This window comes from Streptomyces sp. S.PB5, from assembly GCF_030403745.1.
Taxonomy (GTDB): Bacteria; Actinomycetota; Actinomycetes; order Streptomycetales; family Streptomycetaceae; genus Streptomyces.
In genome coordinates this window covers 124528-151280 of sequence record NZ_JAQMWP010000002.1, presented here as the reverse complement: position 1 = coordinate 151280, position 26753 = coordinate 124528, and the positions used below count along the sequence as shown (strand labels likewise).

28 protein-coding genes are annotated in these 26753 nt (G+C 70.5%); 8 read left to right on the top strand and 20 right to left on the bottom strand.

Features of this window, described 5'->3' with window-relative positions; all coding sequences use genetic code 11:
* Positions 1 to 354: 354 nt before the first annotated feature.
* On the top strand, positions 355 to 1026 hold the full coding sequence (locus tag PH203_RS05555) for a TrkA family potassium uptake protein (protein ID WP_289917026.1): 672 nt from the start codon (positions 355 to 357) through the stop codon (positions 1024 to 1026).
* Positions 1026 to 1703, top strand: coding sequence for a TrkA family potassium uptake protein (locus PH203_RS05550; protein ID WP_289917024.1), 678 nt, complete (start codon positions 1026 to 1028; stop codon positions 1701 to 1703). The genes PH203_RS05555 and PH203_RS05550 overlap by 1 nt, the downstream gene beginning before the upstream one ends.
* A gap of 67 nt (positions 1704 to 1770) precedes the next feature.
* Here PH203_RS05550 and PH203_RS05545 read toward each other — a convergent pair whose 3' ends face one another.
* The 9 genes from PH203_RS05545 to PH203_RS05505 all read right to left on the bottom strand — a co-directional run bounded on the left by PH203_RS05545 (position 1771) and on the right by PH203_RS05505 (position 10350).
* Positions 1771 to 2493 carry a DUF3159 domain-containing protein gene (locus tag PH203_RS05545; protein WP_289917022.1) on the bottom strand — a complete coding sequence of 241 codons (723 nt, stop codon included), beginning with the start codon at positions 2491 to 2493 and terminating at the stop codon, positions 1771 to 1773.
* A 3-nt stretch (positions 2494 to 2496) separates the two neighbouring features.
* Positions 2497 to 2895 (bottom strand): OB-fold nucleic acid binding domain-containing protein, encoded by a 399-nt coding sequence (locus PH203_RS05540; RefSeq protein WP_289917020.1) that lies wholly within the window; start codon positions 2893 to 2895, stop codon positions 2497 to 2499.
* 45 nt (positions 2896 to 2940) lie between these two features.
* Entirely contained in the window at positions 2941 to 3627 is a 687-nt protein-coding gene (locus PH203_RS05535; RefSeq protein WP_289917017.1) for a response regulator, read from the bottom strand.
* Positions 3624 to 6185 carry a sensor histidine kinase KdpD gene (locus PH203_RS05530; protein ID WP_289917015.1) on the bottom strand — a complete coding sequence of 854 codons (2562 nt, stop codon included), beginning with the start codon at positions 6183 to 6185 and terminating at the stop codon, positions 3624 to 3626. The genes PH203_RS05535 and PH203_RS05530 overlap by 4 nt, the downstream gene beginning before the upstream one ends.
* 131 nt (positions 6186 to 6316) lie before the next feature.
* The gene (locus PH203_RS05525; protein WP_289917014.1) at positions 6317 to 7009 is read right to left on the bottom strand and encodes an ABC transporter ATP-binding protein; all 693 of its coding nucleotides are present in this window, start codon (positions 7007 to 7009) and stop codon (positions 6317 to 6319) included.
* 72 nt (positions 7010 to 7081) lie between these two features.
* Entirely contained in the window at positions 7082 to 8248 is a 1167-nt protein-coding gene (locus PH203_RS05520; protein ID WP_289917013.1) for an alginate lyase family protein, read from the bottom strand.
* Between the two features lie 203 nt (positions 8249 to 8451).
* The gene (locus PH203_RS05515; RefSeq protein WP_289917012.1) at positions 8452 to 9216 is read right to left on the bottom strand and encodes a DUF3710 domain-containing protein; all 765 of its coding nucleotides are present in this window, start codon (positions 9214 to 9216) and stop codon (positions 8452 to 8454) included.
* A gap of 1 nt (position 9217) precedes the next feature.
* Positions 9218 to 9769 carry a dUTP diphosphatase gene (gene dut / locus PH203_RS05510; protein ID WP_289917010.1) on the bottom strand — a complete coding sequence of 184 codons (552 nt, stop codon included), beginning with the start codon at positions 9767 to 9769 and terminating at the stop codon, positions 9218 to 9220.
* Positions 9766 to 10350, bottom strand: coding sequence for a PaaI family thioesterase (locus tag PH203_RS05505; protein ID WP_289917008.1), 585 nt, complete (start codon positions 10348 to 10350; stop codon positions 9766 to 9768). The genes dut and PH203_RS05505 overlap by 4 nt, the downstream gene beginning before the upstream one ends.
* Positions 10351 to 10408: 58 nt before the next feature.
* Between PH203_RS05505 and PH203_RS05500 the strand changes: the two genes are divergently transcribed.
* Positions 10409 to 10870: a DUF3093 domain-containing protein gene (locus PH203_RS05500; RefSeq protein ID WP_289917006.1), complete on the top strand. Its 462-nt coding sequence runs from the start codon at positions 10409 to 10411 to the stop codon at positions 10868 to 10870.
* 77 nt (positions 10871 to 10947) lie between these two features.
* On the opposite strand, the gene PH203_RS05495 is transcribed toward PH203_RS05500, so the two are convergent.
* From PH203_RS05495 to PH203_RS05480, 4 genes are all read right to left on the bottom strand, one after another.
* Positions 10948 to 11901, bottom strand: a complete 954-nt coding sequence (locus PH203_RS05495; RefSeq protein ID WP_289917005.1) for a hypothetical protein — start codon at positions 11899 to 11901, stop codon at positions 10948 to 10950.
* A 13-nt stretch (positions 11902 to 11914) separates the two neighbouring features.
* Positions 11915 to 12211 carry a DUF4193 domain-containing protein gene (locus PH203_RS05490; protein ID WP_005481602.1) on the bottom strand — a complete coding sequence of 99 codons (297 nt, stop codon included), beginning with the start codon at positions 12209 to 12211 and terminating at the stop codon, positions 11915 to 11917.
* 394 nt (positions 12212 to 12605) lie between these two features.
* A complete protein-coding gene (locus tag PH203_RS05485; protein ID WP_289916917.1) occupies positions 12606 to 13841 on the bottom strand; it encodes a HAMP domain-containing sensor histidine kinase in 1236 nt (411 codons plus the stop codon).
* A 6-nt stretch (positions 13842 to 13847) separates the two neighbouring features.
* Positions 13848 to 14501, bottom strand: coding sequence for a response regulator transcription factor (locus tag PH203_RS05480; RefSeq protein ID WP_007385219.1), 654 nt, complete (start codon positions 14499 to 14501; stop codon positions 13848 to 13850).
* 438 nt (positions 14502 to 14939) lie between these two features.
* Between PH203_RS05480 and PH203_RS05475 the strand changes: the two genes are divergently transcribed.
* Positions 14940 to 15104 (top strand): hypothetical protein, encoded by a 165-nt coding sequence (locus tag PH203_RS05475; protein WP_242764828.1) that lies wholly within the window; start codon positions 14940 to 14942, stop codon positions 15102 to 15104.
* 102 nt (positions 15105 to 15206) lie between these two features.
* Here the strand turns inward: PH203_RS05475 and PH203_RS05470 are convergent, their stop codons facing one another.
* Together PH203_RS05470 and PH203_RS05465 are read right to left on the bottom strand one after the other, a co-directional pair.
* Positions 15207 to 16022, bottom strand: coding sequence for an inositol monophosphatase family protein (locus PH203_RS05470; protein ID WP_289916875.1), 816 nt, complete (start codon positions 16020 to 16022; stop codon positions 15207 to 15209).
* An 8-nt stretch (positions 16023 to 16030) separates the two neighbouring features.
* Positions 16031 to 17158 (bottom strand): ferrochelatase, encoded by a 1128-nt coding sequence (locus PH203_RS05465; protein WP_289916873.1) that lies wholly within the window; start codon positions 17156 to 17158, stop codon positions 16031 to 16033.
* A gap of 167 nt (positions 17159 to 17325) precedes the next feature.
* On the opposite strand from PH203_RS05465, the gene PH203_RS05460 reads away from it, so the two are divergent.
* On the top strand, positions 17326 to 18567 hold the full coding sequence (locus PH203_RS05460) for an MFS transporter (RefSeq protein WP_289916872.1): 1242 nt from the start codon (positions 17326 to 17328) through the stop codon (positions 18565 to 18567).
* Positions 18527 to 19846, top strand: coding sequence for a D-arabinono-1,4-lactone oxidase (locus tag PH203_RS05455; RefSeq protein WP_289916870.1), 1320 nt, complete (start codon positions 18527 to 18529; stop codon positions 19844 to 19846). The genes PH203_RS05460 and PH203_RS05455 overlap by 41 nt, the downstream gene beginning before the upstream one ends.
* Here PH203_RS05455 and PH203_RS05450 read toward each other — a convergent pair.
* The gene (locus PH203_RS05450) at positions 19770 to 20519 is read right to left on the bottom strand and encodes a hypothetical protein (RefSeq protein WP_289916869.1); all 750 of its coding nucleotides are present in this window, start codon (positions 20517 to 20519) and stop codon (positions 19770 to 19772) included. The genes PH203_RS05455 and PH203_RS05450 overlap by 77 nt on opposite strands.
* Positions 20520 to 20989: 470 nt before the next feature.
* Here PH203_RS05450 and sepH point away from each other — a divergent pair, with 470 nt between their 5' ends.
* The gene (gene sepH, locus PH203_RS05445; protein WP_289916867.1) at positions 20990 to 22030 is read left to right on the top strand and encodes a septation protein SepH; all 1041 of its coding nucleotides are present in this window, start codon (positions 20990 to 20992) and stop codon (positions 22028 to 22030) included.
* 249 nt (positions 22031 to 22279) lie between these two features.
* Here sepH and PH203_RS05440 read toward each other — a convergent pair whose 3' ends face one another.
* Positions 22280 to 23137, bottom strand: coding sequence for a sulfurtransferase (locus PH203_RS05440; protein WP_289916865.1), 858 nt, complete (start codon positions 23135 to 23137; stop codon positions 22280 to 22282).
* A gap of 297 nt (positions 23138 to 23434) precedes the next feature.
* On the opposite strand from PH203_RS05440, the gene PH203_RS05435 reads away from it, so the two are divergent.
* Positions 23435 to 24211, top strand: a complete 777-nt coding sequence (locus tag PH203_RS05435) for a VOC family protein (RefSeq protein ID WP_289916863.1) — start codon at positions 23435 to 23437, stop codon at positions 24209 to 24211.
* A gap of 19 nt (positions 24212 to 24230) precedes the next feature.
* Here the strand turns inward: PH203_RS05435 and PH203_RS05430 are convergent, their stop codons facing one another.
* The 3 genes from PH203_RS05430 to PH203_RS05420 are packed head-to-tail and all read right to left on the bottom strand — an operon-like array spanning position 24231 to position 26712.
* Complete coding sequence (locus tag PH203_RS05430) at positions 24231 to 24872, bottom strand: thymidine kinase (RefSeq protein ID WP_289916861.1); 642 nt, start codon at positions 24870 to 24872, stop codon at positions 24231 to 24233.
* A gap of 59 nt (positions 24873 to 24931) precedes the next feature.
* Complete coding sequence (locus PH203_RS05425) at positions 24932 to 26125, bottom strand: nucleotide pyrophosphatase/phosphodiesterase family protein (protein WP_289916859.1); 1194 nt, start codon at positions 26123 to 26125, stop codon at positions 24932 to 24934.
* Positions 26125 to 26712 (bottom strand): DUF5998 family protein, encoded by a 588-nt coding sequence (locus tag PH203_RS05420; RefSeq protein WP_289916857.1) that lies wholly within the window; start codon positions 26710 to 26712, stop codon positions 26125 to 26127. The genes PH203_RS05425 and PH203_RS05420 overlap by 1 nt, the downstream gene beginning before the upstream one ends.
* Positions 26713 to 26753 lie beyond the last annotated feature (41 nt).

Sequence of the window (26753 nt, the reverse complement as noted above, 5' to 3'; positions counted from 1 at the left end):
CAGAGGATCGTAAGGGTTCCGCTCCCCGAGTGAAATCGGGGAGGGGCCCGGCAGCGGATTCGCCGTGCGCGCCGGCTCTCATGTCTATGTGACAAGCCCCGCCCGTCAGCGTTCCCCGGAGGCCCCATGCACACCACCGCAGAGCTGATCGGCGCCGCCGCCGCACTTCTCGGCCTCGGGGTGCTGACCCTCGCCGGCGTCCGCGGCATCAGCCGCCGCTGATCGTCCGGGCTCGCACAGGGGTGCCCACGACGGACGCGCATGTGTAGCTTGGGCGACGGTCTGAGACCCTGTTAAGGCCAAGTCAACGACTCTTGACACACGACTCTTGCATCGGACATCGGAAGGACGGTCGTGCACATCGTCATCATGGGTTGCGGGCGAGTGGGTTCCGCTCTCGCTCAAACCCTGGAGCAACAGGGGCACACGGTCGCCGTGATCGACCAGGACCCCACCGCCTTCCGACGACTGGGCTCCGGGTTCGGAGGCCGGCGCGTCACCGGGGTCGGCTTCGACCAGGACACCCTGCGCGAGGCGGGCATCGAGGAGGCCGGCGCCTTCGCCGCCGTCTCCAGCGGTGACAACTCCAACATCATCGCGGCGCGTGTCGCCCGCGAGATGTTCGGCATCGAGAACGTCGCGGCCCGTATCTACGACCCCCGGCGCGCCGAGGTCTACCAGCGCCTGGGCATCCCGACGGTCGCCACGGTCCGCTGGACCGCCGACCAGATGCTGCGCCGTCTGCTGCCGTCCGGCGCCGAGCCGCTGTGGCGCGACCCCACCGGCGGCGTCCAGCTGGCCGAGGTGCACACCTCCGCCGCCTGGGTGGGCCAGCGGGTCAGCCGCCTCCAGGAGGAGACGGGCGTCCGCGTGGCGTTCCTGACCCGCCTCGGCGAGGCGATCCTGCCCAGCTCGCAGACGGTGCTGCAGGAGGGCGACCTGGTGCACGTGATGATGCGCACCGACGAGGTCGACAAGGTCGAGGCGTCCTTCGCCAAGGGTCCCGAAGAGGAGGGCGGTCACTGATGAGGGTCGCCATTGCCGGTGCCGGCGCGGTCGGCCGCTCGATCGCGGGCGAACTGCTGGAGAACGGCCACGAGGTCCTTCTCGTCGACAAGGCCCCGACCGCCATCTCGGTCGAGCGGGTCCCCCAGGCGGAGTGGCTGCTGGCCGACGCCTGCGAGATCACCTCCCTGGACGAGGCGGCACTCCAGCGCTGCAACGTCGTGATCGCCGCGACGGGCGACGACAAGGTGAACCTGGTCGTCTCCCTCCTCGCCAAGACGGAGTACGGCGTCCCGCGTGTCGTCGCCCGGGTGAACAACCCCAAGAACGAGTGGCTGTTCAACGAGTCCTGGGGCGTGGACGTCGCCGTCTCGACCCCGCGCCTGATGTCGGCCCTGGTCGAAGAAGCTGTCTCGGTGGGCGACCTGGTCCGCCTGCTGCGCTTCAGCCACGGCGACGCGAACCTGGTCGAGCTCACCCTCCCGGAGGAGTCGGCCCTGGCCGGCACCCAGGTCGGCGACGTGGAGTGGCCCCAGGACACCTCCCTGGTGACCATCATCCGCGGCAACCGAGTCCTGACCCCGACCCAGGACGACTCCCTGGAGGCCGGCGACGAACTCCTCTTCGTGGCGGCTCCGGCCCGCGAGGAGCAACTGGAGGACCTGCTGTCGGTGCGCCGCGAGGACGCGTCGAGCTGAGGTTCTCCGGCGGTACGACGACGGAGGGCGCCCCGAGTGATCGGGGCGCCCTCCGTCGTCGTACCGGCTACTCGGCCGAGCGAGCCGCGGCCTTGCGCTCCTCCTCCGCCTTCTCGGCGGCCTCCATCTCGGCGAACACGTCGATGGGCGCCGGAGCCTTCGCGAGGAAGACCCACGTCAGCCAGACCGCCAGCAGGAAGGGCGGGATCTTCAGGGCGATCAGGACCCAGCCGAACTGGGTGGTGTCGGCCCACCAGTACAGCGGGAAGAGGATCGCGCACTTGGCGAGCAGGATCGCGCCCCACGCGTAACTGGCCTTGGCGTACGCCTTCTTGCGGCCCGGGTTGCGGGTGCGCCAGGAGAGGTTCTCCTTGAAGACCGGGCCGAGGATGAGGCCGATCAGCGGGACTCCGCACAGGGTCGTGATGATGTACGCGAGGCCGAGGCCCAGCGTGTAGAGCATGCCCGGCAGATAGAAGTCCTTCGCGTTGCCGGTCATCATCGCGAAGACGACACCGAAGGCGACGCCGAAGACACCGCTGAAGGCGTGCTTGACGGTGTCCCTCATCACGAGGCGGACCACGACCAGCAGCAGCGACACCGCGAGCGCGGCGATCGCGGACATGTGGAGGTCCTTGTTGATCGTGTAGATCGTGACGAAGAGGAGGCCGGGCAGCACCGTTTCGACCATGCCCCGCAGGCCCCCGAAGGCCTCGAACAGCGCGGCCTCGGTCACCGCCCGCGAATCATGCTGCTCAGTGTCTTCGGTCGGCTTGTCGAGCGACGTCACCGGCTACTCCCTACCGAGGGGTCTCAGTTCGTATTTCGGGTTGAACAGCACCCGGCGGCCCCGGCTCATCGAGATCCGGCCCGATGCGATCAGCTTGCGCCCAGGCTCGATCCCCACGATGGAGCGCCTGCCGAGCCACACCACGTCCAGTGCGGCGGAGCCGTCGAACAGCTCGGCCTCCAGTGCCGGGACACCGGCCCGGGGGCGCAGCGTGACCGTGCGCAAGGTACCAGTAACGGTCACGACCTGTCGGTCATGGCAGTCACCGATCTTGATGCAGCCTGCGGTCTCGGCGTCCTCCCGCAGCTCCTTTGACTCCAGGTCCTCCTGGGACGAGGAAAGCCGGTCGAGCATGCGCCGGAACCGGCCCACCGGCTTTTCGGAACGCGGAACAGCACTCATATGTGAAGCGTACCGGGGAGCACTGACACCTTCGTACCCGCGGTACTAGCCCTCGAATCGATACCCCATCCCCGGTTCCGTGATGAAGTGCTTCGGGTGCGACGGATCCGCCTCCAGCTTCCGGCGCAGCTGTGCCATGTACACCCGCAGGTAGTTGGTCTCGGTCCCGTACGACGGGCCCCACACCTCCTGCAGCAGCTGCTTCTGGCTCACCAGACGGCCGGTGTTGCGCACCAGCACCTCCAGCAGATGCCACTCCGTGGGGGTCAGGCGTACGTCCTTGCCGGCCCGGTTCACCTTCTTCGCGGCGAGGTCGACGGTGAACTCCTCAGTCTCCACCGTGGTCACGTCGTCCTCGCCGGGACCGACCGGCTCGGCCCGCCGGACCGCCGCCCGCAGCCGGGCGAGCAGCTCGTCCATGCCGAAGGGCTTGGTGACGTAGTCGTCGGCGCCCGCGTCGAGGGCCTCGACCTTCTCGTCGGAGGAGTGCCGGGCGGAGAGCACCAGGATCGGCACCCGGGTCCAGCCGCGCAGGCCCCGGATCACCTCGACGCCGTCCATGTCGGGCAGGCCGAGGTCGAGGACGACCACGTCAGGGTGGCGGGCCGCGGCGAGGCGGAGGGCGGTGGCGCCGTCATGGGCGGCGTCGACCTCGTACTTGCGGGCCTTGAGGTTGATCACGAGGGCGCGCACGATCTGCGGCTCGTCTTCGATCACGAGCACCCGGGTCATGTGACCTGCCTTTCCGGTTCTGCTTCTGCTTCTGCGAGGTGTTCCGAGAAGAGTTCCGGACGCGCGTCCGCGGCCCGGAGTGTGAGGACCATGGTGAGGCCGCCGCCCGGCGTGTCCTCGGCGTTCAGCGTGCCGCCCATCGCCTCGGCGAAGCCCCGGGCGACCGCGAGCCCGAGCCCGACCCCGGCGCCGCGCGGGGCGTCGCCGTACCGCTGGAAGGGCGCGAAGATGCGTTCCTTGGCCTCGTCGGGGACGCCGGGGCCGCGGTCGACGATCCGGACCTCGACGCGGTCGGCGATGGCGCTGGCGGACACCAGGACGGCCTTGCCGGGCGGGCTGTACTTGACGGCGTTCTCGATCAGGTTGGCCATGGACCGCTCCAGGAGCCCCGCGTCCACGGCGACCATGGGCAGCGTCTCGGGGATGTCCAGCTCGACGCTGTCCTCCGGCACCCCGCCGAGCGCCATCGGCACCACCTCGTCGAGGTCGATCTCGCGGATCAGGGGCGTGACGGTGCCGGTCTGGAGCCGGGACATGTCGAGGAGGTTGCCCACGAGGTGGTCCAGCCGGTCGGCGCCCTCCTCGATGCCTTCGAGGAGCTCGGCCTGGTCCTCCTCGGACCACGCCACGTCATCGGAGCGCAGCGAGGACACCGACGCCTTGATGCCGGCCAGCGGGGTCCGCAGGTCATGGCTGACGGCGGCGAGCAGCGCGGTCCGGATCCGGTTGCCCTCGGCCAGGGCGCGCGCCTGGTCGGCCTCCTCCTGGAGGCGCCGCCGGTCCAGGGCGACCGCGGCCTGGGCGGCGAAGGCGGCCAGCACCCGGCGGTCCTCGGCGGGCAGCACCCGGCCGATCAGGGCGAGCGCCATGTGGTCGCCGACGGGCACGTCCACGTCCGCTTCCTCCGGCCGCTCCACCGGGCGCCCGAAGCCGGCCCGGCCCGCGCACGTCCAGGGTTCGACGTCGCTGCGCCGCTCCAGCAGCGCCGCCGATTCCATCCCGAAGGTCTCCCGGACCCGCTCCAGCAGCTCCTCCAGGCTGGTCTCGCCGCGCAGCACGTTGCCCGCGAGGAAGGAGAGGATCTCCGACTCGGCCCGCAGCCGGGCGGCCTGGTGGGTGCGGCGGGCGGCGAGGTCGACCACCGAGGCCACCGAGATCCCGACCCCGACGAAGATCACGATGGCGACGATGTTCTTGGGGTCGGCGATCGTCCAGTGGTGCAGGGGTGGTGTGTAGAAGTAGTTCAGCAGCAGGGAGCCGACCGCGGCCGAGGCCAGCGCGGGCAGCAGTCCGCCGACCAGGGCGGCCGCCACGGTCACGGTCAGGAACAGCAGCATGTCGTTGGCGAGGCCGAGATGGACGGCGCTGAGCAGCACGGCCATGATCGCCGGGCCGATCACCCCGACCGCCCAGCCCCAGATGATCCGGGCCCGTCCGAGGCGTGCGCCGCGTGCGACGGGCAGTCCGCGTCCCTTGGCGACCTCGTCGTGGGTGACGATGTGGACGTCGAGGTCGGGCCCGGAGTCCCGGGCGACCGTGGTGCCCACGCCGGGGCCGAAGACGTACTGCCAGGTCTTGCGGCGGGAGGACCCGAGGACGATCTGGGTGGCGTTGACTCCGCGCGCGAAGGCGAGCAGCGCCGCGGGTATGTCGTCGCCGACGACGTGGTGGAAGGTGCCGCCGAGGTCCTCGACGAGGGTGCGCTGGACGGCGAGTTCCTTGGGCGAGGCGGCGGTCAGCCCGTCGCTGCGGGCTATGTACACGGCCAGCACCTCACCGCCCGCGCCCTTCTCCGCGAGCCGCGCGGCCCGGCGGATGAGCGTCCGTCCCTCCGGGCCGCCGGTCAGCCCGACCACGATCCGCTCCCGCGAGCCCCAGATCTTCGAGACCTGGTGCTCGTTGCGGTACTGCTTCAGATACTCGTCGACCCGGTCGGCCACCCACAGCAGCGCCAGCTCGCGCAGGGCGGTGAGGTTTCCGGGCCGGAAGTAGTTCGAGAGGGCCGCGTCGACCTTGTCGGGCTGGTAGATGTTGCCGTGCGCCATCCGCCGCCGCAGCGCCTGCGGCGACATGTCGACCAGCTCGATCTGGTCGGCCCGTCTGACGACCTCGTCGGGCACGGTCTCGCGCTGTCGCACCCCGGTGATCGACTCGACGACGTCGCCCAGCGACTCCAGATGCTGGATGTTGACGGTCGATATGACGTCGATCCCGGCCGCCAGGAGTTCCTCGACGTCCTGCCAGCGCTTGGCGTTGCGGGAGCCGGGGATGTTGGTGTGGGCGAGTTCGTCCACCAGGGCGACGGCGGGGGCGCGGCGCAGCACGGCGTCGACGTCCATCTCCTCGAAGGTGCTTCCCCGGTACGCCAGCTCCCGGCGCGGGATCTGCTCCAGGCCGTGCAGCATCACCTCGGTGCGCGTCCGGCCGTGGCACTCCACGAAGGCCACCACACAGTCGGTCCCCCGTTCGACACGCCGGTGTGCCTCGGAGAGCATCGCGTACGTCTTGCCGACGCCCGGTGCCGCACCGAGATAGATCCGAAGCTTGCCGCGTCCCATGGTTCCCATTGTCTTCCGGCCTCTGCTGCCTGCGCAGCGTCGACCTTACGACCAGCAATTCCGACAAATGGGTCCGGGGGCGGCCGCAGGGGCGGTATTTGACGCAACCCTGACGGCACCCGTGAGGCGGCTCAGACCTCGACGATCTCCCCGTCGCTCAGCTCCAGGACCCGGTCGGCCAGGTCCAGCAGGGTCGCGTCGTGCGTGGCGACCAGCGCGGTGACGTTCTCGCTGCGTACGACGGCCCGCAGCAGCTCCATCACGCCGTGCCCGGTCTCCGCGTCGAGCTGGCCGGTCGGCTCGTCGGCGATCAGGAGCGAGGGGTTGTTGGCGAGGGCGCGGGCGATGGCGACCCGCTGCTGCTGGCCGCCGGAGAGCTCGGTGGGCCGCTGTCCGGCGTGGTCGGCGAGGCCCACCAGGGACAGCAGCAGCTCGACGCGCTCCTCACGCGCGCGTGGGTCCTCCCGGCGCAGCCGCATCGGCACCCCGACGTTCTCGGCGGCGGTGAGGATCGGGATGAGCCCGAAGGACTGGAAGACGAATCCGATGTGATCGCGGCGCAGGGCCAGCAGCCCCTCCTCGTCGAGCCCGGCGAGATCCCGCCCGCCGACCTCGATCAGCCCCTCGTCGGGGGTGTCGAGCCCGCCGACGATGTTGAGGAGCGTGGTCTTCCCCGACCCCGACCGCCCCTTGAGCGCGACGAGTTCACCGCGCGGCACCTCGAAGGAGACCCCGCGCAGGGCGTGGACGACTCCGGCGCCCCGCCCGAAGGACTTGTGGACGTTCTCCACCCGCACCATGGTCTCGGTGACCACCTGGCTCATGAGCCCCTCCCCCGTTCCCCCGTGAAGACCGGGCGCCAGTATCCCCACCGGACGCCCGGTCGATCAACGTTTTCAGCTCAGGTTGTCCCCGTGGGTGAGGGTCTCCCAGGCCACGAACAGGTTGTTGCCGGCCGCCGGACGGTTCCGCTCGGTCAGCGTCCGGGTGTTGCTCATGGCGATGCCGAGCCGGTTGTGCAGGGCGTTGTACCCGACCTCGGTCACCGGCCCGAGCCCCAGGTGCAGGGCGCCGCCGCACAGCCAGCTCGGCACGGCCGTGCCGAGCTCGTACTTGGCCTGGAACCCGAGCGCCTGCCGCAGCCGCTCCCCCACATCGGTGCCGTAGAGGTCCTGCCCCTGGATCCGGCTGGTCTCGGCGACGTGCGAGATCGCCGAGATGCCGTACCCGGTGTGCGTGAGGTCCCGGCAGGTCTCCTGGGTGAGCCCGGTGACGAAGGTGGACTGCCCCTGCCAGTACCTGACGACCTTGTCCCGGGTGTCGAGGTTCTGGCTGGGCACGGTCTTCGGCAGCTCGCCGTCGGAGGCGAGGTACACGTAGGCGGCGGTGCGGGTCCGGAACTTCGCCATGGCCTTGTCGTACGACGTCTTGTCCTCCAGGAAGACGGAGATGCCGACGGCGGCCTCCATCATCGACAGCTCCCAATTGCCGTTGGAGTTGGAGCCGTTGATGATCTCGGGGAGGTAGACGTTGCGGAGCATGGTCGCGAAGCGCCCGGAGCCCGCCCAGCCGCCGGTGTACGTGTGCTTGATGATCTCGGCGGCCTTCGGCCAGGAGGAGCCCGCCCAGCCGGTCTGCAGGGGTGCGTTGCTGTTGGTGTGGTCCGTGATGACGGCCGACCAGGCGTCCATCAGCTGGATCGACTTCTTGGCGTAGCGCTCGTCGCGGGTGATGTACCAGGCGAGCGCCTGGGTGTACGCCGCTATGGCGTCCTCGCGTTCGTCGGTGCAGCCGTAGTTGGGGTTCGAGTACGAGCCGCACTCGACGACCGCGCGGGGCTTGGGGGTGCGGTTCAGATCGGCGTACTTGCTCGCCAGCATCTGGTCGAAGGCGCCCTTCCAGGGCTGGGCGCCGGCGTTGACCTTGGTGCGGGTGAAGTCCAACTGCCCCTTGGAGACGGTGACTCCGGGGTGAGTGAAGGTGGCAGGGGCGGCGTCGGCGGGCCAGGCGAGGGCACCGGCGACGAGGGCGGCCACGGCCGCGAAGAGAGCGGTTCTGCGCATGCGTGGGGGGCCTTCCGTTCTCGTATGTGAACGTGAAGCGCCTTTATGAACAGACGCGTTGGGCCGAGACGGTAGGTACAGACCAATGCGTCGTCAAGAGTCCGCGCACGAGGTTCGTGGACGGCGAAGGGTGGACGGCAGAAGGCGGACGGCAAAGGGCCGCACCCCCGTGACGGGGGTGCGGCCCTTGAACGCTCTGGCTGCTACCGGACCTCGGTGATCTCCGGGCCGCGCTGCAGCTGGCCCATGCCGCCGGAGAAGCGGGAGCCTTCCTGATCCTGCTGCTGGATGCCCTCGGGCACCATCTGCGCGTCGTTCGGCAGCTTCAGGACGATCGGGTCGCGGGGCGCCATCGGGCCCTCGCCGCGGACCACGACCGTGTCGCGGAAGATCTGCTCCAGCAGACCGGCGGCCTGCGGCTGCACCGCGCCCTGGCCCGAGATCACACCGCGCAGGAACCAGCGCGGACCGTCCACACCGACGAACCGCACGACCTGGAAACCGCCCGTGCCGTCCGGCAGCTGCACCGGCACCTGGGCACGCAGCTCCCAGCCCAGCGGACCCTCGACCTCGTCGACGATGCCGCCCTGCTGGGTGATGCCGCCGGCGATCTCCTCGCGCACCTCGCCCCAGATGCCCTCGCGCTTGGGCGCGGCGAAGGCCTGGAGCTGGACGGCGCTGTCGCGCAGCACGACGGTCGCCGCGACGATCGCGTCACCCGCGACCTCGACCCGCAGCTCCATGCCGTCGACACCGGGCACGAAGAGGCCACCCAGGTCCACGCGGCCCTCGCCGGGCTCGCGGACCTCGGAGTCGTCCCAGGGCCCGTCGGGCCGCGGCTCGGGCTCGAGCCTCACACGCTCGCGCGTGCCGTCTTCGTCCGCCTCAGTGTCGACACTGTCGACGACCTGCTCGGCCTCGCCGGCCGCGCCCTCGGCGGCATCCTTCTTCTTGCGACGTCCGAACACGTCACTGTCCTTCCCGGTCGGATACGACCGAAGCGTATCGATTCCCACCCGCCCGGCCGCCGTCGGCGGCCTGACCGCTTGTGCTGTTCGTACCGGCCACCGAGGCATGGCCTCCGGTGGACCCGAAGCCCCCTTCGGCCCGCACCGAGTCGGGCAGCTCCGCGACTTCCCGGAAGCTCACCCGCTCGACCCGCTGGACGACCAGTTGGGCGATCCGGTCGAAGCGCTCGAACCGCACCGGCTCATACGGGTCGAGATTCACCACGATCACCTTGATCTCCCCACGGTACCCGGCATCAACCGTCCCTGGGGCATTCACCAGAGCGACACCGCAGCGCGCGGCCAGACCGGACCGGGGGTGCACGAAGGCCGCGTACCCCTCCGGAAGCGCCACAGACACCCCCGTGGGCAGCACGGCTCGCTCGCCCGGCTTCAGTTCACGGCTCTCGGTGGTGCGCAGATCGGCCCCCGCGTCACCGGGGTGCGCGTACGACGGAAGCGGTACGTCGGGGTCGACGCGCCGGATCAGCACGTTCAGGGGTTCACGGCTCACGGGTTCACCTCGAAGGCACGGGCACGCCGGACCTGGTCCGGGTCGTCCATGGCGGCCCGGATCTCCTCCGGGCGGCCGTTGTCGATGAAGTGGTCGACCTTCACCTCGATGAAGAGCGCCTCGGCACGGACCGCGACGGGCCCTTCGGGGCCGCCGATCCGTCCGGTGGCGGTCGAGTAGATCTTCCGCCCGGCGACCGCCGTGACCTCGGCCTCCAGGTACAGCACCGTGCCCACGGGGACGGGGCGCACGAAGTCGGTCTCCAGGCGTCCGGTCACCGCGATCGTGCGCAGCAGCCAGTTCAGCGAGCCGAGCGTCTCGTCGAGGGCGGTCGCGAGGACGCCGCCGTGCGCGAGGCCCGGGGCGCCCTGGTGGGCGGGGCGCACGGTGAACTCGGCGGTGACCGAGACCCCTTCGCCGGCCCGGGCCGCCAGGTGCAGCCCGTGGGCCTGCTCGCCGCCGCAGCCGAAGCACTGGCCGTAGTGCGCGCCGAGCAGCTCGCCGGGTGCGGGCGCGTCGGGATGACGTACCGGCTGCACGGCGTCGGCGGGAGGCTGAAGAGCTGCGGAACTACCACTCACAGCCGCAGACCTTACCCGCGCGTCGGCCGGTTACTAACACCGTGCCAAGCTTGGCTTCATGCAGCTCTCCGCCACCCCCTACGAAGAACGCCTCACCGCCCCCCGCTCGTGGTGGCTCATCTCGTGCCTGGTCGGGCTCTCCTTCGCCCTGATCCTGCTGCCGTTCGGCACGCTGCCGCTGCTCGGCGGCCTGGCCGGCGGCACGGCCGTCGCGGCCGTCGCGGCCAGCTCGTACGGCTCGCTGCGCATCCGCGTGGTGGGCGACTCGCTGATCGCCGGGGAGGCGAAGATCCCGGTCACGGCGTTGGGGGACGCCGAGGTACTGGACGCGGAGGAGGCGCGCGCCTGGCGCACGTACAAGGCCGACACCCGCGCCTTCCTGCTGCTGCGCGCCTACATCCCGACGGCGCTGCGCGTGGAGGTCACCGACCCCGCGGACCCGACGCCGTACCTGTATCTGTCGACGCGGGAGCCGGAGCGGCTGGCGGCGGCGATCAAGCAGGCGCGGGACGCCGCCTAGAACGTTCGCGCGGGGTTTCACCCCGCGGCCTGCGCGGGGGCGGGAATCTCACGGAACCCTTACCGGGTACGGAGCTCTTACGGGGTTCCGTGGTCTTTGCCGTGTCCGTGCCCGAGTTCCTTCGCGATGTCCCCGATCTGCAGGGGCTGCGACGGGGTCTCCAGCGGCGTGAGCCCGTCGAGGTCGTCCCAGGACACCTGGATCTTCCGCAGGTCGGTGCGGATGCGCTCGGCGAGCTTCTTGGTGTCTCTGCGGTTCATGACCGCGCCCACGGCCGCACCGACCATGAACGGCATCAGGTTCGGCAGGTTCCGGACCATGCGCTTCATGATCTGCTGGCGCAGCTGGTTCTTCATCGGGCCGCTGAGGGCGGAGTTGATCGTCGACGGCTTGGTCACGTCGATGCCGCGCTCGCCCGACCAGGAGTTGAGATACGCGGTGCTGCGGTCCTTGAGAGTGCCCGGCGGCCGCACGCCGTAGATCTCGTGGAGCTCGGCGATCAGCTTCAGCTCGACCGCGGCGACCCCGGTGATCTCCGCGGCCAGCTCCGTCGGCATCGCCGGCGGTACGGGCAGCATCGCGGCCGCGCCGACGCCGGCCCCGACGGTCGAGGTGGCGTTCGCGGCGCCCGCCACGAGCTTGTCGGCGAGTTCCTCGGGTCCGAGGCCCGGGAACTGCCTGCGGAGCGTCTGGAGGTCCCGTACGGGGATCCTGGGCGCGTTGTCGATGATCCGGTCGGCGAGGTACGCCAGGCCTGCCCTGGCGCGGCTGCCGCCTCTGCGGACGCCTTCTCCGACCTTGTCCCGGATCACCGCGGCCCGCCGCCTGGCGACGGGTGCGGGGTGCTCCACGGGAGCCGGGAGGTCACCCCGGCCGCCCGCGGGTTCGAGCGAGGCCGATCCCGTACCCGATGGTGCTGTACCGGATGAGCCCCGCTCGTCGTCACGCGCGCCGTGAGGGCCGTCGGACGGCCCTTGGTCCGCTCCCGGGAGGGGGGAGCGGCGCTTCCAGGGAGGGGTCGAGCCAGTCACGGCCGACCCGTCCTCAGTCGCAGTCGCGGCAGATCGGCTGGCCGTTCTTCTCCCGGGCCAGCTGGCTGCGGTGGTGCACCAGGAAGCAGCTCATGCAGGTGAACTCGTCCTGCTGCTTGGGCAGCACCCGGACGGCCAACTCCTCGTTCGAGAGGTCCGCGCCGGGCAGCTCCAGGCCTTCGGCGGCCTCGAACTCGTCGACGTCCACAGCGGAGGTCGACTTGTCGTTCCGCCTGGCCTTCAGCTCTTCAAGGCTGTCCGAGTCGACGTCGTCGTCGGTCTTGCGTGGGGTGTCGTAATCCGTTGCCATGTCGCTCTCCCCCTCTGGGTGTCTGCGGTGTCTCCAGCGCACGTAACGCGTGAGAGGCCGGACTTGTGCCCGACCCGAGGCGGAGATTTTGCCTCACATCAAGGTCTGTTACTCAATCGACACCCAACCGGACTCCTCATGAGTGATCGGCTGGGATGGCGATGGGGACCGTACACGGTCCGAATGCCGCACTTCAAAGGCGTCTCACCGTGTACTTCCCGTGATCAAGCCCCTCGAAAACCCGGACTTTCCCGGCTTTCCGACTGCCTCCTTGATCACGGACAGTAGATGGCCGGAAATTCGCCGTTGTGATCGATCACACACGGGGCAGCTCGACGAGTGCCCAGAAAATTCCGCGCAAAGCGAACATCCCCGCTGTGTCGGCGACATGATCTCAGATCGGGAGGGTGACCCGCATCACGAGCCCTCCTCCCTCTCTCGGCTGTGCGTAGATGTGCCCGCCGTGCGCCCGGGCCACCGAGCGGACGATGGACAGCCCGAGCCCGACGCCCTTGTCGCTGCCGGTGCGATCGGCGCCCCTGAGCCGCTTGAACGGCTCGAAGAGATTGTCGATCTCGTACGCCGGCACGACCGGGCCGGTGTTCGACACGACCAGGAGCGCCTGGCCGTGCTGGATTTCGGTGGTGACCTCGACCCAGCCTTCTTCCGTCACGTTGTACCGCACGGCGTTCTGGACGAGGTTCAGCGCGATCCGCTCCAGCAGGACGCCGTTGCCCTGGACGACCGCGGACTGCCGCTCGCCCCGGATCTCGACGCCCTTGGCCTCGGCCTCGGCGCGCACCTGGTCGACGGCCTGCTCGGCGACCTCTGCGAGGTCGACGGGCTTGCGTTCGACGATCTGGTTGTCGCTGCGGGCGAGCAGCAGCAGGCCCTCCACGAGCTGCTCGCTGCGCTCGTTGGTGGCCAGCAGTGTCTTGCCGAGCTGCTGGAGTTCCATGGGCGCGCCCGGGTCGGAGAGGTGCACTTCCAGGAGCGTGCGGTTGATGGCGAGAGGTGTCCTCAGCTCGTGCGAGGCGTTGCCGACGAACCGCTGCTGGGCCGTGAAGGCCCGCTGGAGGCGCTCCAGCATGTCGTCGAAGGTGTCGGCCAGCTCCTTCAGCTCGTCGTCCGGTCCGTCCAGCTCGATCCGCCGTGACAGGTCCGAGCCGGCCACCGCGCGGGCGGTCCGGGTGATCCGGCCGAGCGGTGACAGGACCCGGCCGGCCATGGCGTAGCCGAAGGCGAAGGCGATGATCGCGAGACCGAGGAGGGCGAGGAGGGAGCGGCTGAGGAGGTTGTCGAGGGCGTGCTGGCGCTGCTCGTTGACGCAGCTGTTCATCGCGTTGTTGAACACGTCCGGCGTGGCCTGGGTGGGCAGGTCGCAGACCTGGCTGGTGACCTTGCCTTCGGTGATCTTGAAGGGCAGCTCACTGCCCACGTTCAGTGCCTGCGCCGCCAGCAGATAGATGATCGACAGCAGCAGGATGCCGGCGATCAGGAACATGCCGCCGTACAGCAGCGTCAGCCGTATCCGGATGGTCGGACGCAGCCAGGGGAACGGCGGCTCGACCCTCCGGGGGTCCCAGGTGGGCTTCGGGGGCGCCTGGGGAGGCGCGGGAGCGGCGGCCACGGCGGATCAGATCCGGTAACCGGAGCCGGGGACGGTGACGATGACCGGCGGTTCGCCCAGCTTGCGGCGCAGGGTCATGACGGTGACCCGGACGACGTTGGTGAACGGGTCGGTGTTCTCGTCCCAGGCCTTCTCCAGAAGCTGCTCCGCGGAGACGACGGCACCCTCGGAGCGCATCAGCACCTCCAGGACGGCGAACTCCTTGGGCGCGAGCTGGACTTCCTTGCCGTCGCGGAAGACCTCGCGGCGGTTGGGGTCGAGCTTGATGCCGGCGCGCTCCAGGACGGGCGGCAGCGGCACGCTGGTGCGGCGGCCGAGGGCACGCACGCGTGCCGTGAGCTCGCTGAACGCGAAGGGTTTGGGCAGATAGTCGTCGGCGCCGATCTCCAGGCCCTCGACCCGGTCGCTGACGTCGCCGGACGCGGTGAGCATCAGCACGCGGGTGGGCATGCCGAGCTCGACGATCTTGCGGCAGACGTCGTCGCCGTGCACCAGGGGGAGGTCGCGGTCGAGGACGACCACGTCGTAGTCGTTGACGCCGATGCGCTCGAGGGCGGCCGCACCGTCGTACACGACGTCGACGGCCATGGCCTCCCGGCGCAGTCCGGTGGCCACCGCATCGGCGAGCAGCTGCTCGTCCTCGACGACGAGTACGCGCACGTCGCTTGTCCTTCCTGTGTCCACCCGCGTAGCGCTTCTGGGCCCGCGCGGGCAGGGCTTCGGTGAGTGTGTTGACCTCCATCCTGCCCTTTTCGGCCATAAGTCGGCTGTAAGGCGGGTGGGCGCCGTCTGAAGGGCAGGTGTGAGCCCGGGTGAAGCACAGGTGTGAAGCGCGGGAATGCCAGATTTTCTCGGCGGGTTGAGGTTTCCGTAAGAGGGAGCGAGGGGAGGACGGCTTTACACCCCGCGATCACGCTCTGCATGTGCCGCAGCACCATGCGGTACACCGCAATCCGCTTTCCGCAGAGTGGGCGTGGGTGTCCGGCGCCGTCGCCGCCAAGCAGGGCAGCGCTGGGCATCTGCTTCAGGCGTGATCGCCCCTTTCGATCGGCACACCCCCGTGCCACCGACCCACGACCCAGGACGAGGGGGCGCAGCATGGACGCATTCACCGCAGGACTTCTGCAGCGCATAAGGACGACCGAGTCCGACCTGACGCGGGCTCGCGACGAGGGCGACGACTTCCTCGTCGAGGTGGAACAGGCCGAGCTCGACGACCTGCGCCGCCTCGCCGCCGAGCACGGTGTGGAGGTCGGCGCCTAGCGTCTGCGCACGAAAAGCGAACCCCCGGCGAATCCAGCGCCGGGGGTTCGCCCGTTCTGCCGACGGTCGCTGCCTCGGTCACTGCCGTCGCTCGGACCGGTGTCAGTCGTGCCAGGCGCCCAGGTCCTCCAGGAGGCGCTGGAGGACCTCGAAGACGCCGGGGGTGGCGGCGATGGCCAGATCGCCGTTCGGGCGTTCTCCGGGGCGTCCACCGGTCAGGGCGCCCGCCTCCCGGGCGATCAGGTCGCCCGCCGCCAGGTCCCAGGGGTTCAGGCCGCGTTCGTAGTAGCCGTCCAGGCGGCCTGCCGCCACGTCGCACAGGTCCACGGCTGCTGAGCCGCCGCGCCGGATGTCCCGTAGGACGGGGATCAGCCGGCGGACCACCTCGGCCTGGTGGCTGCGGACCTCCAGGACGTAGTTGAAGCCCGTGGAGACCAGGGCCTGGTCCAACGGCGGCGCGGGGCGGCAGGCGAGCCTCCGTTCGCCCTCCCACGCGCCCGTGGCCCAGGCACCCTGGCCGCGCACCGCGTGGTACGTCTCGCCCCGCATGGGGGCCGCGACCACGCCGACCACCCGCTCGCCGTCCTGCTCGGCCGCGATGGAGACGGCCCAAGTGGGCAGTCCGTACAGGTAGTTGACCGTGCCGTCGAGCGGGTCGATCACCCAGCGGATGCCGCTCGTGCCCTCGCTGGAGGCGCCCTCCTCGCCGAGGAAGCCGTCGTCGGGGCGGTGGGCGGAGATCAGGTCGGTAATCAGCTTCTCCGCCGCGATGTCCATCTCGGTGACGACGTCGATGGGGCTCGACTTGGTGGCGGCGACCGCGAGGTCGGCCGGGCGGCCGTCCCGGAGCAGGTCGCCGGCCTTGCGGGCGGCCTCCTGGGCGAGCCGCAGCAGTTCGGTGTGCAGGGGGTCGGTCACGGGGCTCCTCACGCGTAGGGGCTGTCGACGCCTGCGGCGGCCGGGCGGGGGGCGCGGGCCGGGCAGCAGCCGACCGGGCAGAGGTTGTGGCTCGCGCCCAGGGCGCCCAGCGCGCACGGGGTGACCTCCTGGCCGTGCTCGACCGAGGCGCGCTCCAGGACCAGGTCACGGATCGCCGCGGCGAAGCGCGGGTCGGCGCCCACCGTGGCCGAGCGGCGCATCGGCAGGCCCAGCTCCTCCGCCTTGGCCTTGGCCTCGGTGTCGAGGTCGTAGAGGACCTCCATGTGGTCGGAGACGAAGCCGATGGGGGCGATCACGACCGCGGGGACGCCCGACTCGTGGCGCTCCTCCAGGTGGTCGCAGATGTCCGGCTCCAGCCACGGGATGTGCGGGGCACCGGAACGCGACTGGTAGACGAGCTGCCAGGGGTGGTCGACGCCGGTGCGCTCACGGACGGCCTCGGCGATCAGCCGCGAGACCTCCAGGTGCTGGTCAACGTACGCGCCGCCGTCGCCGTGGTCCTCGACCGGCCCGGAGGTGTCCGCCGACGCGTTCGGGATCGAGTGGGTCGAGAACGCGATGTGCGCGCCGTCCCGGACGTCCTCGGGGAGGTCGGCGAGGGATCGCAGCACACCCTCGATCATGGGCTCCACGAAGCCCTCGTGGTTGAAGTAGTGCCGCAGCTTGTCGACCTTCGGGAGCTCGATGCCCTCGGCCTCCAGGGCGGCCAGCGAGTCCGCGAGGTTCTCGCGGTACTGGCGGCAGCCCGAGTACGAGGCGTACGCGCTCGTGGCGAGGACCAGGATGCGGCGCCGGCCGTCGGCGACCATCTCGCGCAGGGTGTCCGTCAGATACGGCGCCCAGTTGCGGTTGCCCCAGTAGATCGGCAGGTCCAGGCCGTGGTCGGCGAAGTCCTTGCGCAGGGCGTCCAGCAGGGCGCGGTTCTGGTCGTTGATGGGGCTGACCCCGCCGAAGAGGAAGTAGTGGCTGCCGACCTCCTTCAGGCGTTCCTTGGGGATGCCTCGCCCCCGCGTCACGTTCTCCAGGAACGGGACGACGTCGTCCGGGCCCTCCGGGCCGCCGAACGAGAGCAGGAGCAGGGCGTCGTAGGGGGTGGCATCGCGCGCGTCTGGCATGGGTCGATCCTGTCATCCGGTACTGACAGCCGGGAAACGGCGGGGTGACGGACGGAGTTCCGAAACCGCTCCGCCAGGTGCATTAGGGTCACCTAACTCCGTAAGCTGTATCCGCCGCATTCGCGCCTTACCGGCCGAGCCACCCTTTCCTGACCGGAGCCACCCCCGTGCCGAGCCCCTATCTCGCCCTGTTCGCCGCCCCCGGCAGCAAGGGCTTCTCCGCCGCGGGGTTCCTCGGCCGGATGCCGCTGTCGATGATGGGCATCGGCGTGGTGACCATGGTGTCGCAGCTGACCGGACGGTACGGACTGGCGGGCGCGCTGTCGGCCACCATCGCGCTGGCCGCCGCGGTGGCGGGTCCGCAGGTCTCGCGTCTGGTCGACCAGTACGGGCAGCGGCGGGTACTGCGCCCGGCGACGCTGATCGCGCTTCTCTCGGCCGCCGGGCTGCTGTTCGCGGCGCACTACGGCTGGCCGGACTGGACGCTGTACGTGTTCAGCGCCGGCATCGGGTGTGTGCCGAGCATCGGCGCGATGATCCGCTCGCGGTGGGCGGAGCTGTACCGGGGGACGCCGCAGCTGCACACGGCCTACTCGTTCGAGTCGGTGGTCGACGAGATCTGCTTCATCTTCGGACCGATCATCTCCATCGGCCTGTCCACGGCCTGGTTCCCGGAGGCCGGGCCGCTGCTCGCCGCATGCTTCCTGGCGGTCGGTGTCTTCTGGCTGACCGCCCAGCGCGCCACCGAGCCCGCCCCGCACCCGCGCGAGAAGCACGGCGACGGCGGCAGCGCCCTGCGCTCCCCCGGGCTGCAGGTCCTGGTGGCCACCTTCGTGGCGACCGGCGCCATCTTCGGGGCCGTCGACGTGGTCACCGTGGCCTTCGCGGACGAGCAGGGCCACAAGGGCGCCGCGAGCGTCGTGCTCGCCCTGTACGCGGCGGGTTCCTGTGCGGCCGGCCTGGTCTTCGGGCTGCTGCACTTCAAGGGGGCGCCCGAACCTCGCTGGCTGCTGGGCATATGCGCGATGGCCGTGAGTATGATCCCCCTCCTACTGGTCGGAAACTTGCCGTTTCTGGCCGTGGCGCTGTTCGTAGCGGGCCTGGCCATCGCTCCCACGATGATCACCACGATGTCCCTGATCGAGCAGCACGTACCACGCGCGCAGCTGACCGAGGGGATGACCTGGATCAGTACCGGGCTCGCGGTCGGGGTCGCGCTCGGCTCCTCCGTGGCCGGGTGGGTCATCGACGCGGCCGGGGCGCGCGCCGGGTACGGGGTCCCGGCGGTGTCCGGGGCCGTCGCGGTCGCGGTCGGTTTCCTGGGGTACCGCCGGCTCAAGCGGCCGGCACCGCGTCGGGGAGGCACCGTTGGGCAGCACAGCGAGCGGGAAGAACGGCACGTGGCGTAACTGGGGTGGAAACGTCTCCGCTCGTCCCGCGCGGGAGGTCACTCCCGCCTCGGTGGAGGAGCTCGCGGACGCCGTGCGGAAGGCGGCCGAGGACGGTCTGAGGGTGAAGGCCGTCGGGACCGGGCACTCCTTCACGTCCATTGCCGCCACCGACGGCGTATTGATCCGCCCTCAACTGTTGACCGGTATCCGCAACATTGATCGTGATGCCATGACGGTCACGGTCGAGGCCGGTACCCCGCTCAAGAGACTCAATATGGCGCTCGCGCGGGAGGGCCTGTCGCTCGCGAACATGGGCGACATCATGGAGCAGACCGTCTCCGGCGCCACCAGCACGGGCACCCACGGCACCGGCCGCGAGTCGGGCTCCATCGCCGCCCAGATCAGGGGCCTGGAGCTGGTCACGGCCGACGGCTCGGTGCTCAGCTGCTCCGAGAAGGAGAACCCCGAGGTCTTCGCGGCCGCTCGGACAGGCCTCGGCGCGCTCGGCATCGTCACCGCGATCACCTTCGCCGTGGAGCCGGTCTTCCTGCTCACCGCGCGCGAGGAGCCGATGCCCCTCGACAAGGTCCTCGCCGACTTCGACGAACTCTGGGCCGAGAACGAGCACTTCGAGTTCTACTGGTTCCCGCACACCGGCAGCACCAACACCAAGCGCAACAACCGCAGCGCTGGCCCGGAGAAGCCGGTGCCGCAGCTCCAGGGCTGGATCGAGGACGAGTTCCTCTCCAACGGGGTCTTCCAGGTCGCCCAGTGGGTCGGCCGCGCGGCGCCCGCGACCATCCCGGCCATCGCCCGGATCTCCAGCAAGGCCCTGTCCGCGCGGACCTACACCGACATCCCCTACAAGGTCTTCACATCACCGCGCCGGGTGCGCTTCGTGGAGATGGAGTACGCCGTCCCGCGCGAGGCCGTCACCGAGACGCTGCGCGAGTTGAAGGCCGTGATCGAGCGCTCCGGCCTCAGGGTCAGCTTCCCGGTCGAGGTGCGCACGGCGCCGGCCGACGACATCACACTGTCCACCGCGTCGGGCCGGGACAGCGCGTACATCGCCGTCCACATGGTCAAGGGCACGCCGTACCAGGCGTACTTCACCGCCGCCGAGCGCATCTTCACCGCGCACGAGGGGCGGCCGCACTGGGGCAAGGTGCACACGCGCGACGCCGAGTACCTCGCCGGGGTCTACCCGCGCTTCGGCGAGTTCACGGCGTTGCGGGATCGGCTCGATCCTGAGCGTCTGTTCCAGAACGACTACTTGCGGAGGGTGTTGGGCTCGTAGCGCCGGACGACTCGCCGGGCGTGGCGGACGGCGTCCCACCGCTGTCGCCGCTGTCGCCGCTGTCGTCCGAGGCACTGGGAGTCGGCGTCGCGCTGGACGTCGTACCGCTGTCCGAAGAGGCGCTGTCCGACGGTGTGGTGCCGTCGGTGCCGTCGGCCGGGGTGGACGGGATGGGCGAGCTGGTCGAAGTGGGGGTGTCGTCGCCGGAGTTCGAGGGCGGCGAGGAGTCGTGACCGGTGACGGCGCTGCCGACCGTGGTGCCGTCACCGCCGCTGAAGCTGCTGCCGGAGACCAGTTCGTACGCCGTGATGCCGCCCATGGTGACCCCGAAGACGAGAGCCGCGGCGAGCACCGGGCGTTTCCAGCTCCTGACCTTGGCGCGATGGACCGTGCCCTCGGTGAACTCCCCCGGGGCCGGGGGCGGCTGCCGCGCAGGGGTCTTGGAGGTGACCGTCGCTTCCCTGAGCTGCTCCCCGGTGCGTCTGAAGAGGTGCTGGAAGACGGAGCCCCCGCAGGTGGCGATCACGCTGACGAGACCGGCGCCCAGGATCGTGCCGTACACCCCGAAGTATGAGGCGAGTTTGGCCGCCACCACCGCGGCCAGTGCGGCGCCCGCCACCTGAGGGACGTTCAGATCGATCCGCTTTTCCCTGACATCGGGCCTTTCACGCATTCCGGGGCCTTACCTTCCTTTCCCGCGCTTGATCAACCAACTGCACGAGAAAAGGACGTACGAACGAAACCAATCGTTCCGTTTCTGGTGATTCCGTGAAGTACGCCACGTTCAAGATCCGCAAATCCGCGCGAGGGACGGCCAAGTCTCATCTCTTGCGAGAAGTTGGGCGGCGCGCCAATCCACGCACGTGGCCCAAATGGAGTACTGTTGCGAGCCCTGGGTCCGGTCTCCCGCCTGGGCGTCCATGACCTCAAGGGCCCCCTGGAGGGGGCTAGTTGCACAGGGTGACGGAGTTGGTCACTTAGCGTTGCGAATAGATAACCGTGCCATAACGGCGATCCAGGGCCCCGGCCCGACACGCCGGGCAACTCGGCAAGGTTGTGGCAGGCTGCACCCGGGCAGGCCACACTCGACTAGCGGAAGCAGCGACGCACGTGACGTCGGCAGGCACCACCCGGGAGGTCCCCATGCCCGAACTGCGTGTCGTGGCCGTCTCGAATGACGGCACACGGCTGGTGCTGAAGGCTGCGGACAGCACGGAGTACACGCTTCCGATTGACGAGCGTCTGCGCGCCGCCGTACGCGGCGACCGTCCCCGCCTCGGCCAGATCGAGATCGAGGTGGAGAGTCATCTCCGCCCCCGCGACATTCAGGCACGTATACGCGCCGGTGCGTCGGCCGAAGAGGTCGCGCAGATGGCCGGCATCCCCGTCGACCGTGTCCGCCGCTTCGAGGGCCCCGTCCTCGCCGAGCGCGCGTTCATGGCCGAGCGGGCCCGCAAGACACCCGTCCGCCGGCCCGGTGAGAACGCGGGTCCCCAGCTCGGCGAGGCCGTCCAGGAGCGACTGCTGCTGCGCGGCGCCGAGAAGGACACTGTCCAGTGGGACTCGTGGCGCCGCGACGACGGCACCTGGGAAGTCCTGCTGGTCTACCTCGTCGCGGGCGAACCGCACTCCGCGAGCTGGACGTACGACCCGCCCCGGCGGCTCGTCCAGGCCGTCGACGAGGAGGCGCGCTCGCTGATCGGCGAGTCCGACGACCTCGCCGCGCCGGAGCCCAGCTTTCCGTTCGTCCCGCGGATCGCGCGGCTGCCGCGCGACCGTCCGCTGGACCGTTCCCTCGACCGCGAGCGGCCGAGCCTGCCCGCGCCGGCACCGGAGTCGGCCGAGGAGGCCACGGCCGAGCGCGACTCGCTGACCAGCCTGCTGGAGGCGGTCCCGAGCTTCCGGGGCGACCTCGTCGTCCCGGAGCGCCCCTCGGAACCCGCGCCGCCGGCGGAGGAGCCGGTCGCCGAACCGGTCGAGGAGGAACCCCCCGCCCCGGCGGCCTCGGCCGGCTCCGCCTACGCGGACGTCCTCATGCCCCGCTCCGTCGGCAGCCACCGCGACCGCCTCATCGGCTCCACCGACCGCCAGGCCGAAGCGGACGGCGTCCGCCCGGGCCGCCGAGCAGCGGTCCCGAGCTGGGACGAGATCGTCTTCGGCACACGCCGAAAGAAGCAGGAGTAACCGACCGCACGGCCACGAAGAGGGCCGTACGGTGGGTGAGGGCCCGCGCCGGATTACCGGCGGCGGGCCCTCTGGTTTGGGGCCGGGCGCAGGTGGAACGTCAGCTGGCCCAACAAACCCACTCACGTAGCCTGCGGGCATTCGTGCCGCCTGGGGCGGCACGAATGGGCGCTGGGGGTCCCCCCTCTGGGGGAGGCACCCCGGCAGCGCCGGGTCGCGTGACCCACCCCAGCCCAGCCCCGCCCAGGGCTACTGCGGATCCGGCCCCACGGCCACCGGTCGAGACGGATCCGAGGACCACTCCGACCACGAACCGACGTACAGAGCCGCCGGAATCCCCGCCACCGCCAGCGCCAGCACTTCGTGCGCACCCGAGACACCCGACCCGCAGTACACACCGACCTCGGAATCGTCGGTCACTCCGAGCGCCTTGAACCGCGCGCCCAACTCCTCCGCGGGCAGGAACCGCCCGTCGTCCCCCACGTTCTCGTTCGTGGGCGCGGACACGGCCCCCGGAATGTGACCCCCGACCCGATCGATCGGCTCGACCTCCCCCCGATACCGCTCCCCCGCCCGCGCGTCGAACAGCACCCCCGACCGGGCCAGCGCAGCCGCCGAGTCCGCGTCGAGCAATCCCACCGCCCCCGGCGCCGGTTCGAAGTCGCCCTCGGCGAGCGCGGGCCCGGGCACGGACGACTGCAGCACCCCCTCCCACGCCGGCAACCCGCCGTCGAGGACCCGCACGTCCGGGTGACCTGTCCAGCGCAGCAACCACCACGCGCGGGCGGCCGCCCACCCCTGCCCCCCGTCGTACACGACGACCGGTCGCGAGGACGACACACCCGCCCGCCGCATCACCGCGCCGAACTCCGCGACGTCGGGGAGAGGATGCCGGCCACGCGAACCGGCGGCGGAGGCAAGTTCCCTGTCCAGGTCGATGAAGACCGCGCCGGGGATGTGCCCTGCCGCGTACTCGGCCCGGCCGTCGAAAGGCGGCTCACCGGCCGCCTTGGCCACGCTCAACTGCCAGCGGACATCGAGCAGTACAGGCGGGTTGCCACCCGCAAGTTCGCTCGCGAGTTCGGATGCGGAGATGATGGGGTTCATGGCCACCATCCTTGCGCACGGGGTGGCCGCATCGCCCGTGTCCGGCTACTCTGCTCCGCCGGACAGCTCCGATCACGAGGCGTACGGGATCGGGCACATGCTGTACAGCCGATCGACACCCGTCGGCAATCGCGCAGAAACGGACGGGAACCCGCACACCGGGCATTCTGCGGACATGGGCCACGGAGTCGCGGCGCGCCCGGAGCGCGCCGCACCACGGGTGGTGCGAGCATCGGCACGGGGTTCCGGAGCGCGGTGGCGACACGGCCGCCGCGAGGGGTCGAGGAGAGAGTGACGATGACCGGCAAGACGCACACTCGGAACACGCCCGGCACGCCCTGCTGGGTGAGCCTGATGGTGCACGGACTGACCACGACTCAGGACTTCTACGGCGAGCTGTTCGGTTGGGAATTCCAACCCGGCCCGCAGCAGCTGGGCCCGTACGTACGCGCCCTGCTCGACGGCCAGGAGGTGGCCGGCATCGGCCAACTGCCCCCCGACCGCCATCTCCCCGTTGCCTGGACGCCCTACCTCGCCTCGGACGACGTCGACCTGACCGCGGAGACGGTCCGCCTGTGCGGGGGCACGATCGGAGTGGGGCCCCTCGACGCGGACGAGGCGGGCCGCCTGGCCATCGGCTCGGACCCGTCCGGCGCCGTCTTCGGCATCTGGCAGGCAGGCGCCCACCGGGGCACCGGCATCTCGGGCATCCCAGGCACCCCCGCCTGGCACGAACTGCTGACCTTCGAGTCGGCCGGCGTCTCCAAGTTCTACGAAACGGTCTTCGGCTACGAGGAAGAACCCGCCCTCTCCGAGGACTTCGACTACGTGACCCTCCACCTCGCAGGCCACCCGGTGGCCGGCATCCACGGCGTCGGCACCGCCCTCCCCCGCGACCGCGGCCCCCACTGGACGACCTACTTCCAGGTCTCCGACACCGACAAGACCCTCACCCACGTCGCATCCCTGGGCGGCCACATCCTCAAACCGTCCCACGACACGCCCCACGGCCGTGTGGCGACGGTGTCGGACCCGGAGGGGGCGAGGTTCTCGGTGGTGCAGGGGCCGAACTGACGGCGGAGGCAGCTCGGACCTACGGCACCGGCAGCACGTCCGGTGACAAGGTCGCCGCTCGGGCCGTTGCCGCTGTCATCCGGCGGCGGTGGTGGCGGCGGCACAGGACCTCGTAGCCGATCGCCTCCGCCTGGTTGACGTCGCCGACCACGACCTGTGCGCCCTCGACCACCATCTCGCCCCCTATCGTGCGGGCGTTGTGGGTCGCTCGGGCGCCGCACCAGCAGAGGGCCTCGACCTGCAACACCTCTACTCTGTCGGCCAGTTCGACCAGGCGCTGGGAGCCGGGGAAGAGCTTGCTGCGGAAGTCCGTCGTGATGCCGAAGGCGTAGACGTCCAGGCCCAGGTCGTCCACCACGCGAGCCAGCTGGTCGATCTGTTCCGGCGCGAGGAACTGGGCCTCGTCGGCGATGACGTAGTCCGCACGGCCGCCCTGGGAGAGGTGCTCGACCAGGTAGGCGTAGAGGTCCTGGCCGTCCTCGACCTCCACGGCGTCCGTGACCAGGCCGAGGCGGGAGGACAGCTTGCCCTCGCCGGCGCGGTCGTCGCGGGTGAAGATCATGCCCTGCAAGCCCCGCGCGGAGCGGTTGTGCTCGATCTGGAGAGCCAGGGTCGACTTCCCGCAGTCCATGGTTCCGGAGAAGAACACCAGCTCGGGCATGGAGAGTTGAGCACCTTTCGGCAACGGGGGTCGGAGAGGATCCACGGGCGGGCAGGACTTCAGGAGCGTACTTCGAGCAGCGGAACCAGCTGCTCCGCAGGGGTCATCGAACCGTGGTTGCCAACCATCGCCGACTCCTTCGGTTCCCGCTCGGACGCGATGATGAGGACGTCGTCCCGCGCGGCCGCGACGACGTCGCCGAGCCGCGCGTACACCCGCTCGTCGACCCTCGGCCCGAACCAGCCGGCCGCGATCGCCTCGTCCCGCGAGGCCACCCAGAACTGCTCACCGAGCACCTCGCGCCAGCAGGTCAGTACGTCGTTCTCGGCGCCCGGCACCGCGTAGACGTGCCGCGCCCGGCCCTCGCCGCCCAGCAGGGCCACCCCTGCCCGCAGCTCCCAGTCCTCGTCGAAGTCGATGCGGTGCTGCTCGTCGAAGGGGACGTCGATCATGCCGTGGTCGGCGGTGACGTAGAGCGCGCTGCGCGGCGGCAGTTGCTCCGCGAGGCGTTGCACCAGGCGGTCCACGTGCATCAGCTGGCCGCGCCAGGTGTCGGAGTCGACGCCGAAGCGGTGCCCGGCGCCGTCGAGCTCGGCGTAGTACGTGTAGACCAGCGAACGGTCGCCGGCGGCCAGCTGCTCGGCGGCCAGGTCCATGCGGTCCTCGCCCGACAGCCGGCCCAGGAACCTGCCCCCGCTCAGCGCGACCTTCGTCAGCGGGGTGTTCTCGAAGGTCGGCGACGACACCTGCGCCGCGTGCACACCCGCGTCATGGGCGAGTCGGAAGACGGTGGGGTACGGCTGCCACACGTGCGGCTGCGTCCACGGCTGCCAGCGCAGCTGGTTCATCAGCTCGCCGGTGTCGGGGTTGCGCACGGTGTAGCCGGGCAGTCCGTGCGCGCCCGGCGGCAGCCCGGTGCCGACGGAGGCGAGGGAGGTCGCGGTGGTCGCCGGGTAGCCGGTGGTCAGCGGGCGGCCGGTGCCGCCGCGCGAGCTCGCCAGCAGGGAGGCCAGGAAGGGCGCCTCGCCCGGGTGGGCCTTGAGCTGCTCCCAGCCGAGCCCGTCGATCAGGAACACGCAGTTCCGGTCGGCGGGGGTCAGCTCGGTGATCGTGGCGGTCATGCCGGGTACGTCCATGCCGGCGGCCAGCGTCGGCAGGAGATCGGCGAGCGAGCCGCTGCCGTATTCGGGCAGCGGCGCGGAGTCGACGGCCAGGGGTTCGGGGTGAGGGTCCCAGGTGGTGGGCTGGGACATCAGCGGGTGACGTCCGCGGTCGCCTCGGAGAGGGCCTGGGCGAAGGCGAGGGCCTGGCGGACCGTCTCCGGGCCGTCGCCGGCCTCGCTGACGCGCAGGCTGAGGTCGTCGGCGGTCGAGTTGCCCGTGTAGCCGTGGTCGGCCTCGCAGTTGGGGTCACCGCAGGCGGCCGGCTCCAGGTCGATACGGGAGACGGCGCCCCAGCCGATGGTCAGGACGACCTCACGGGGCAGGGTGCCCGGCTGGTACTGCTCCGGATTGGCGACCACCCGGCTGAGCACGACCGACGAGATCCGGCCGAGCTTCACGGACTCCGTGGACGTCGTGGCGTACGGCGTCGGGGAGGTGCTGTCCGCGGCCTGTTCGTCGGTGTGGCTGACGATGAAACGGTTGCCGGTGAGGACGAGTACGGTCACGTGCCGCCGCACCTCGTTCTGGTCGAACGTCGTCTCCTGGTGGACCAGGTACGACCGGATGGAGTCGCCGCCCACAGCGGCCTCCACCGCCTCGGCCACGAGTGCCGGGTAGTAGCCGCTGCGTTCGATCGCCGCCCGCAGCCCCTGGGTCGTCGTACTGGTCTTGGCCATGAGCCCCATCCTACGGGGGACCACTGACTGCGAGGCACCGC

Bases quoted from the DNA above. Each gene is read 5' to 3' on its own strand.
- PH203_RS05465 (WP_289916873.1), bottom strand. From the start codon at position 17,158: ATGCCAGACGCGCGCGATGCCACCCCCTACGACGCCCTGCTCCTGCTC.
- PH203_RS05540 (WP_289917020.1), bottom strand. From the start codon at position 2,895: ATGAGTGCTGTTCCGCGTTCCGAAAAGCCGGTGGGCCGGTTCCGGCGC.
- PH203_RS05430 (WP_289916861.1), bottom strand. From the start codon at position 24,872: ATGCCCGAGCTGGTGTTCTTCTCCGGAACCATGGACTGCGGGAAGTCG.
- PH203_RS05535 (WP_289917017.1), bottom strand. From the start codon at position 3,627: ATGACCCGGGTGCTCGTGATCGAAGACGAGCCGCAGATCGTGCGCGCC.
- sepH (WP_289916867.1), top strand. From the start codon at position 20,990: ATGCCCGAACTGCGTGTCGTGGCCGTCTCGAATGACGGCACACGGCTG.
- PH203_RS05440 (WP_289916865.1), bottom strand. From the start codon at position 23,137: ATGAACCCCATCATCTCCGCATCCGAACTCGCGAGCGAACTTGCGGGT.
- PH203_RS05420 (WP_289916857.1), bottom strand. From the start codon at position 26,712: ATGGCCAAGACCAGTACGACGACCCAGGGGCTGCGGGCGGCGATCGAA.
- PH203_RS05475 (WP_242764828.1), top strand. From the start codon at position 14,940: ATGGACGCATTCACCGCAGGACTTCTGCAGCGCATAAGGACGACCGAG.
- PH203_RS05525 (WP_289917014.1), bottom strand. From the start codon at position 7,009: ATGAGCCAGGTGGTCACCGAGACCATGGTGCGGGTGGAGAACGTCCAC.
- PH203_RS05490 (WP_005481602.1), bottom strand. From the start codon at position 12,211: ATGGCAACGGATTACGACACCCCACGCAAGACCGACGACGACGTCGAC.
- PH203_RS05425 (WP_289916859.1), bottom strand. From the start codon at position 26,125: ATGTCCCAGCCCACCACCTGGGACCCTCACCCCGAACCCCTGGCCGTC.
- PH203_RS05500 (WP_289917006.1), top strand. From the start codon at position 10,409: ATGCAGCTCTCCGCCACCCCCTACGAAGAACGCCTCACCGCCCCCCGC.
- PH203_RS05435 (WP_289916863.1), top strand. From the start codon at position 23,435: ATGACCGGCAAGACGCACACTCGGAACACGCCCGGCACGCCCTGCTGG.
- PH203_RS05520 (WP_289917013.1), bottom strand. From the start codon at position 8,248: ATGCGCAGAACCGCTCTCTTCGCGGCCGTGGCCGCCCTCGTCGCCGGT.
- PH203_RS05530 (WP_289917015.1), bottom strand. From the start codon at position 6,185: ATGGGACGCGGCAAGCTTCGGATCTATCTCGGTGCGGCACCGGGCGTC.
- PH203_RS05550 (WP_289917024.1), top strand. From the start codon at position 1,026: ATGAGGGTCGCCATTGCCGGTGCCGGCGCGGTCGGCCGCTCGATCGCG.
- PH203_RS05450 (WP_289916869.1), bottom strand. From the start codon at position 20,519: ATGCGTGAAAGGCCCGATGTCAGGGAAAAGCGGATCGATCTGAACGTC.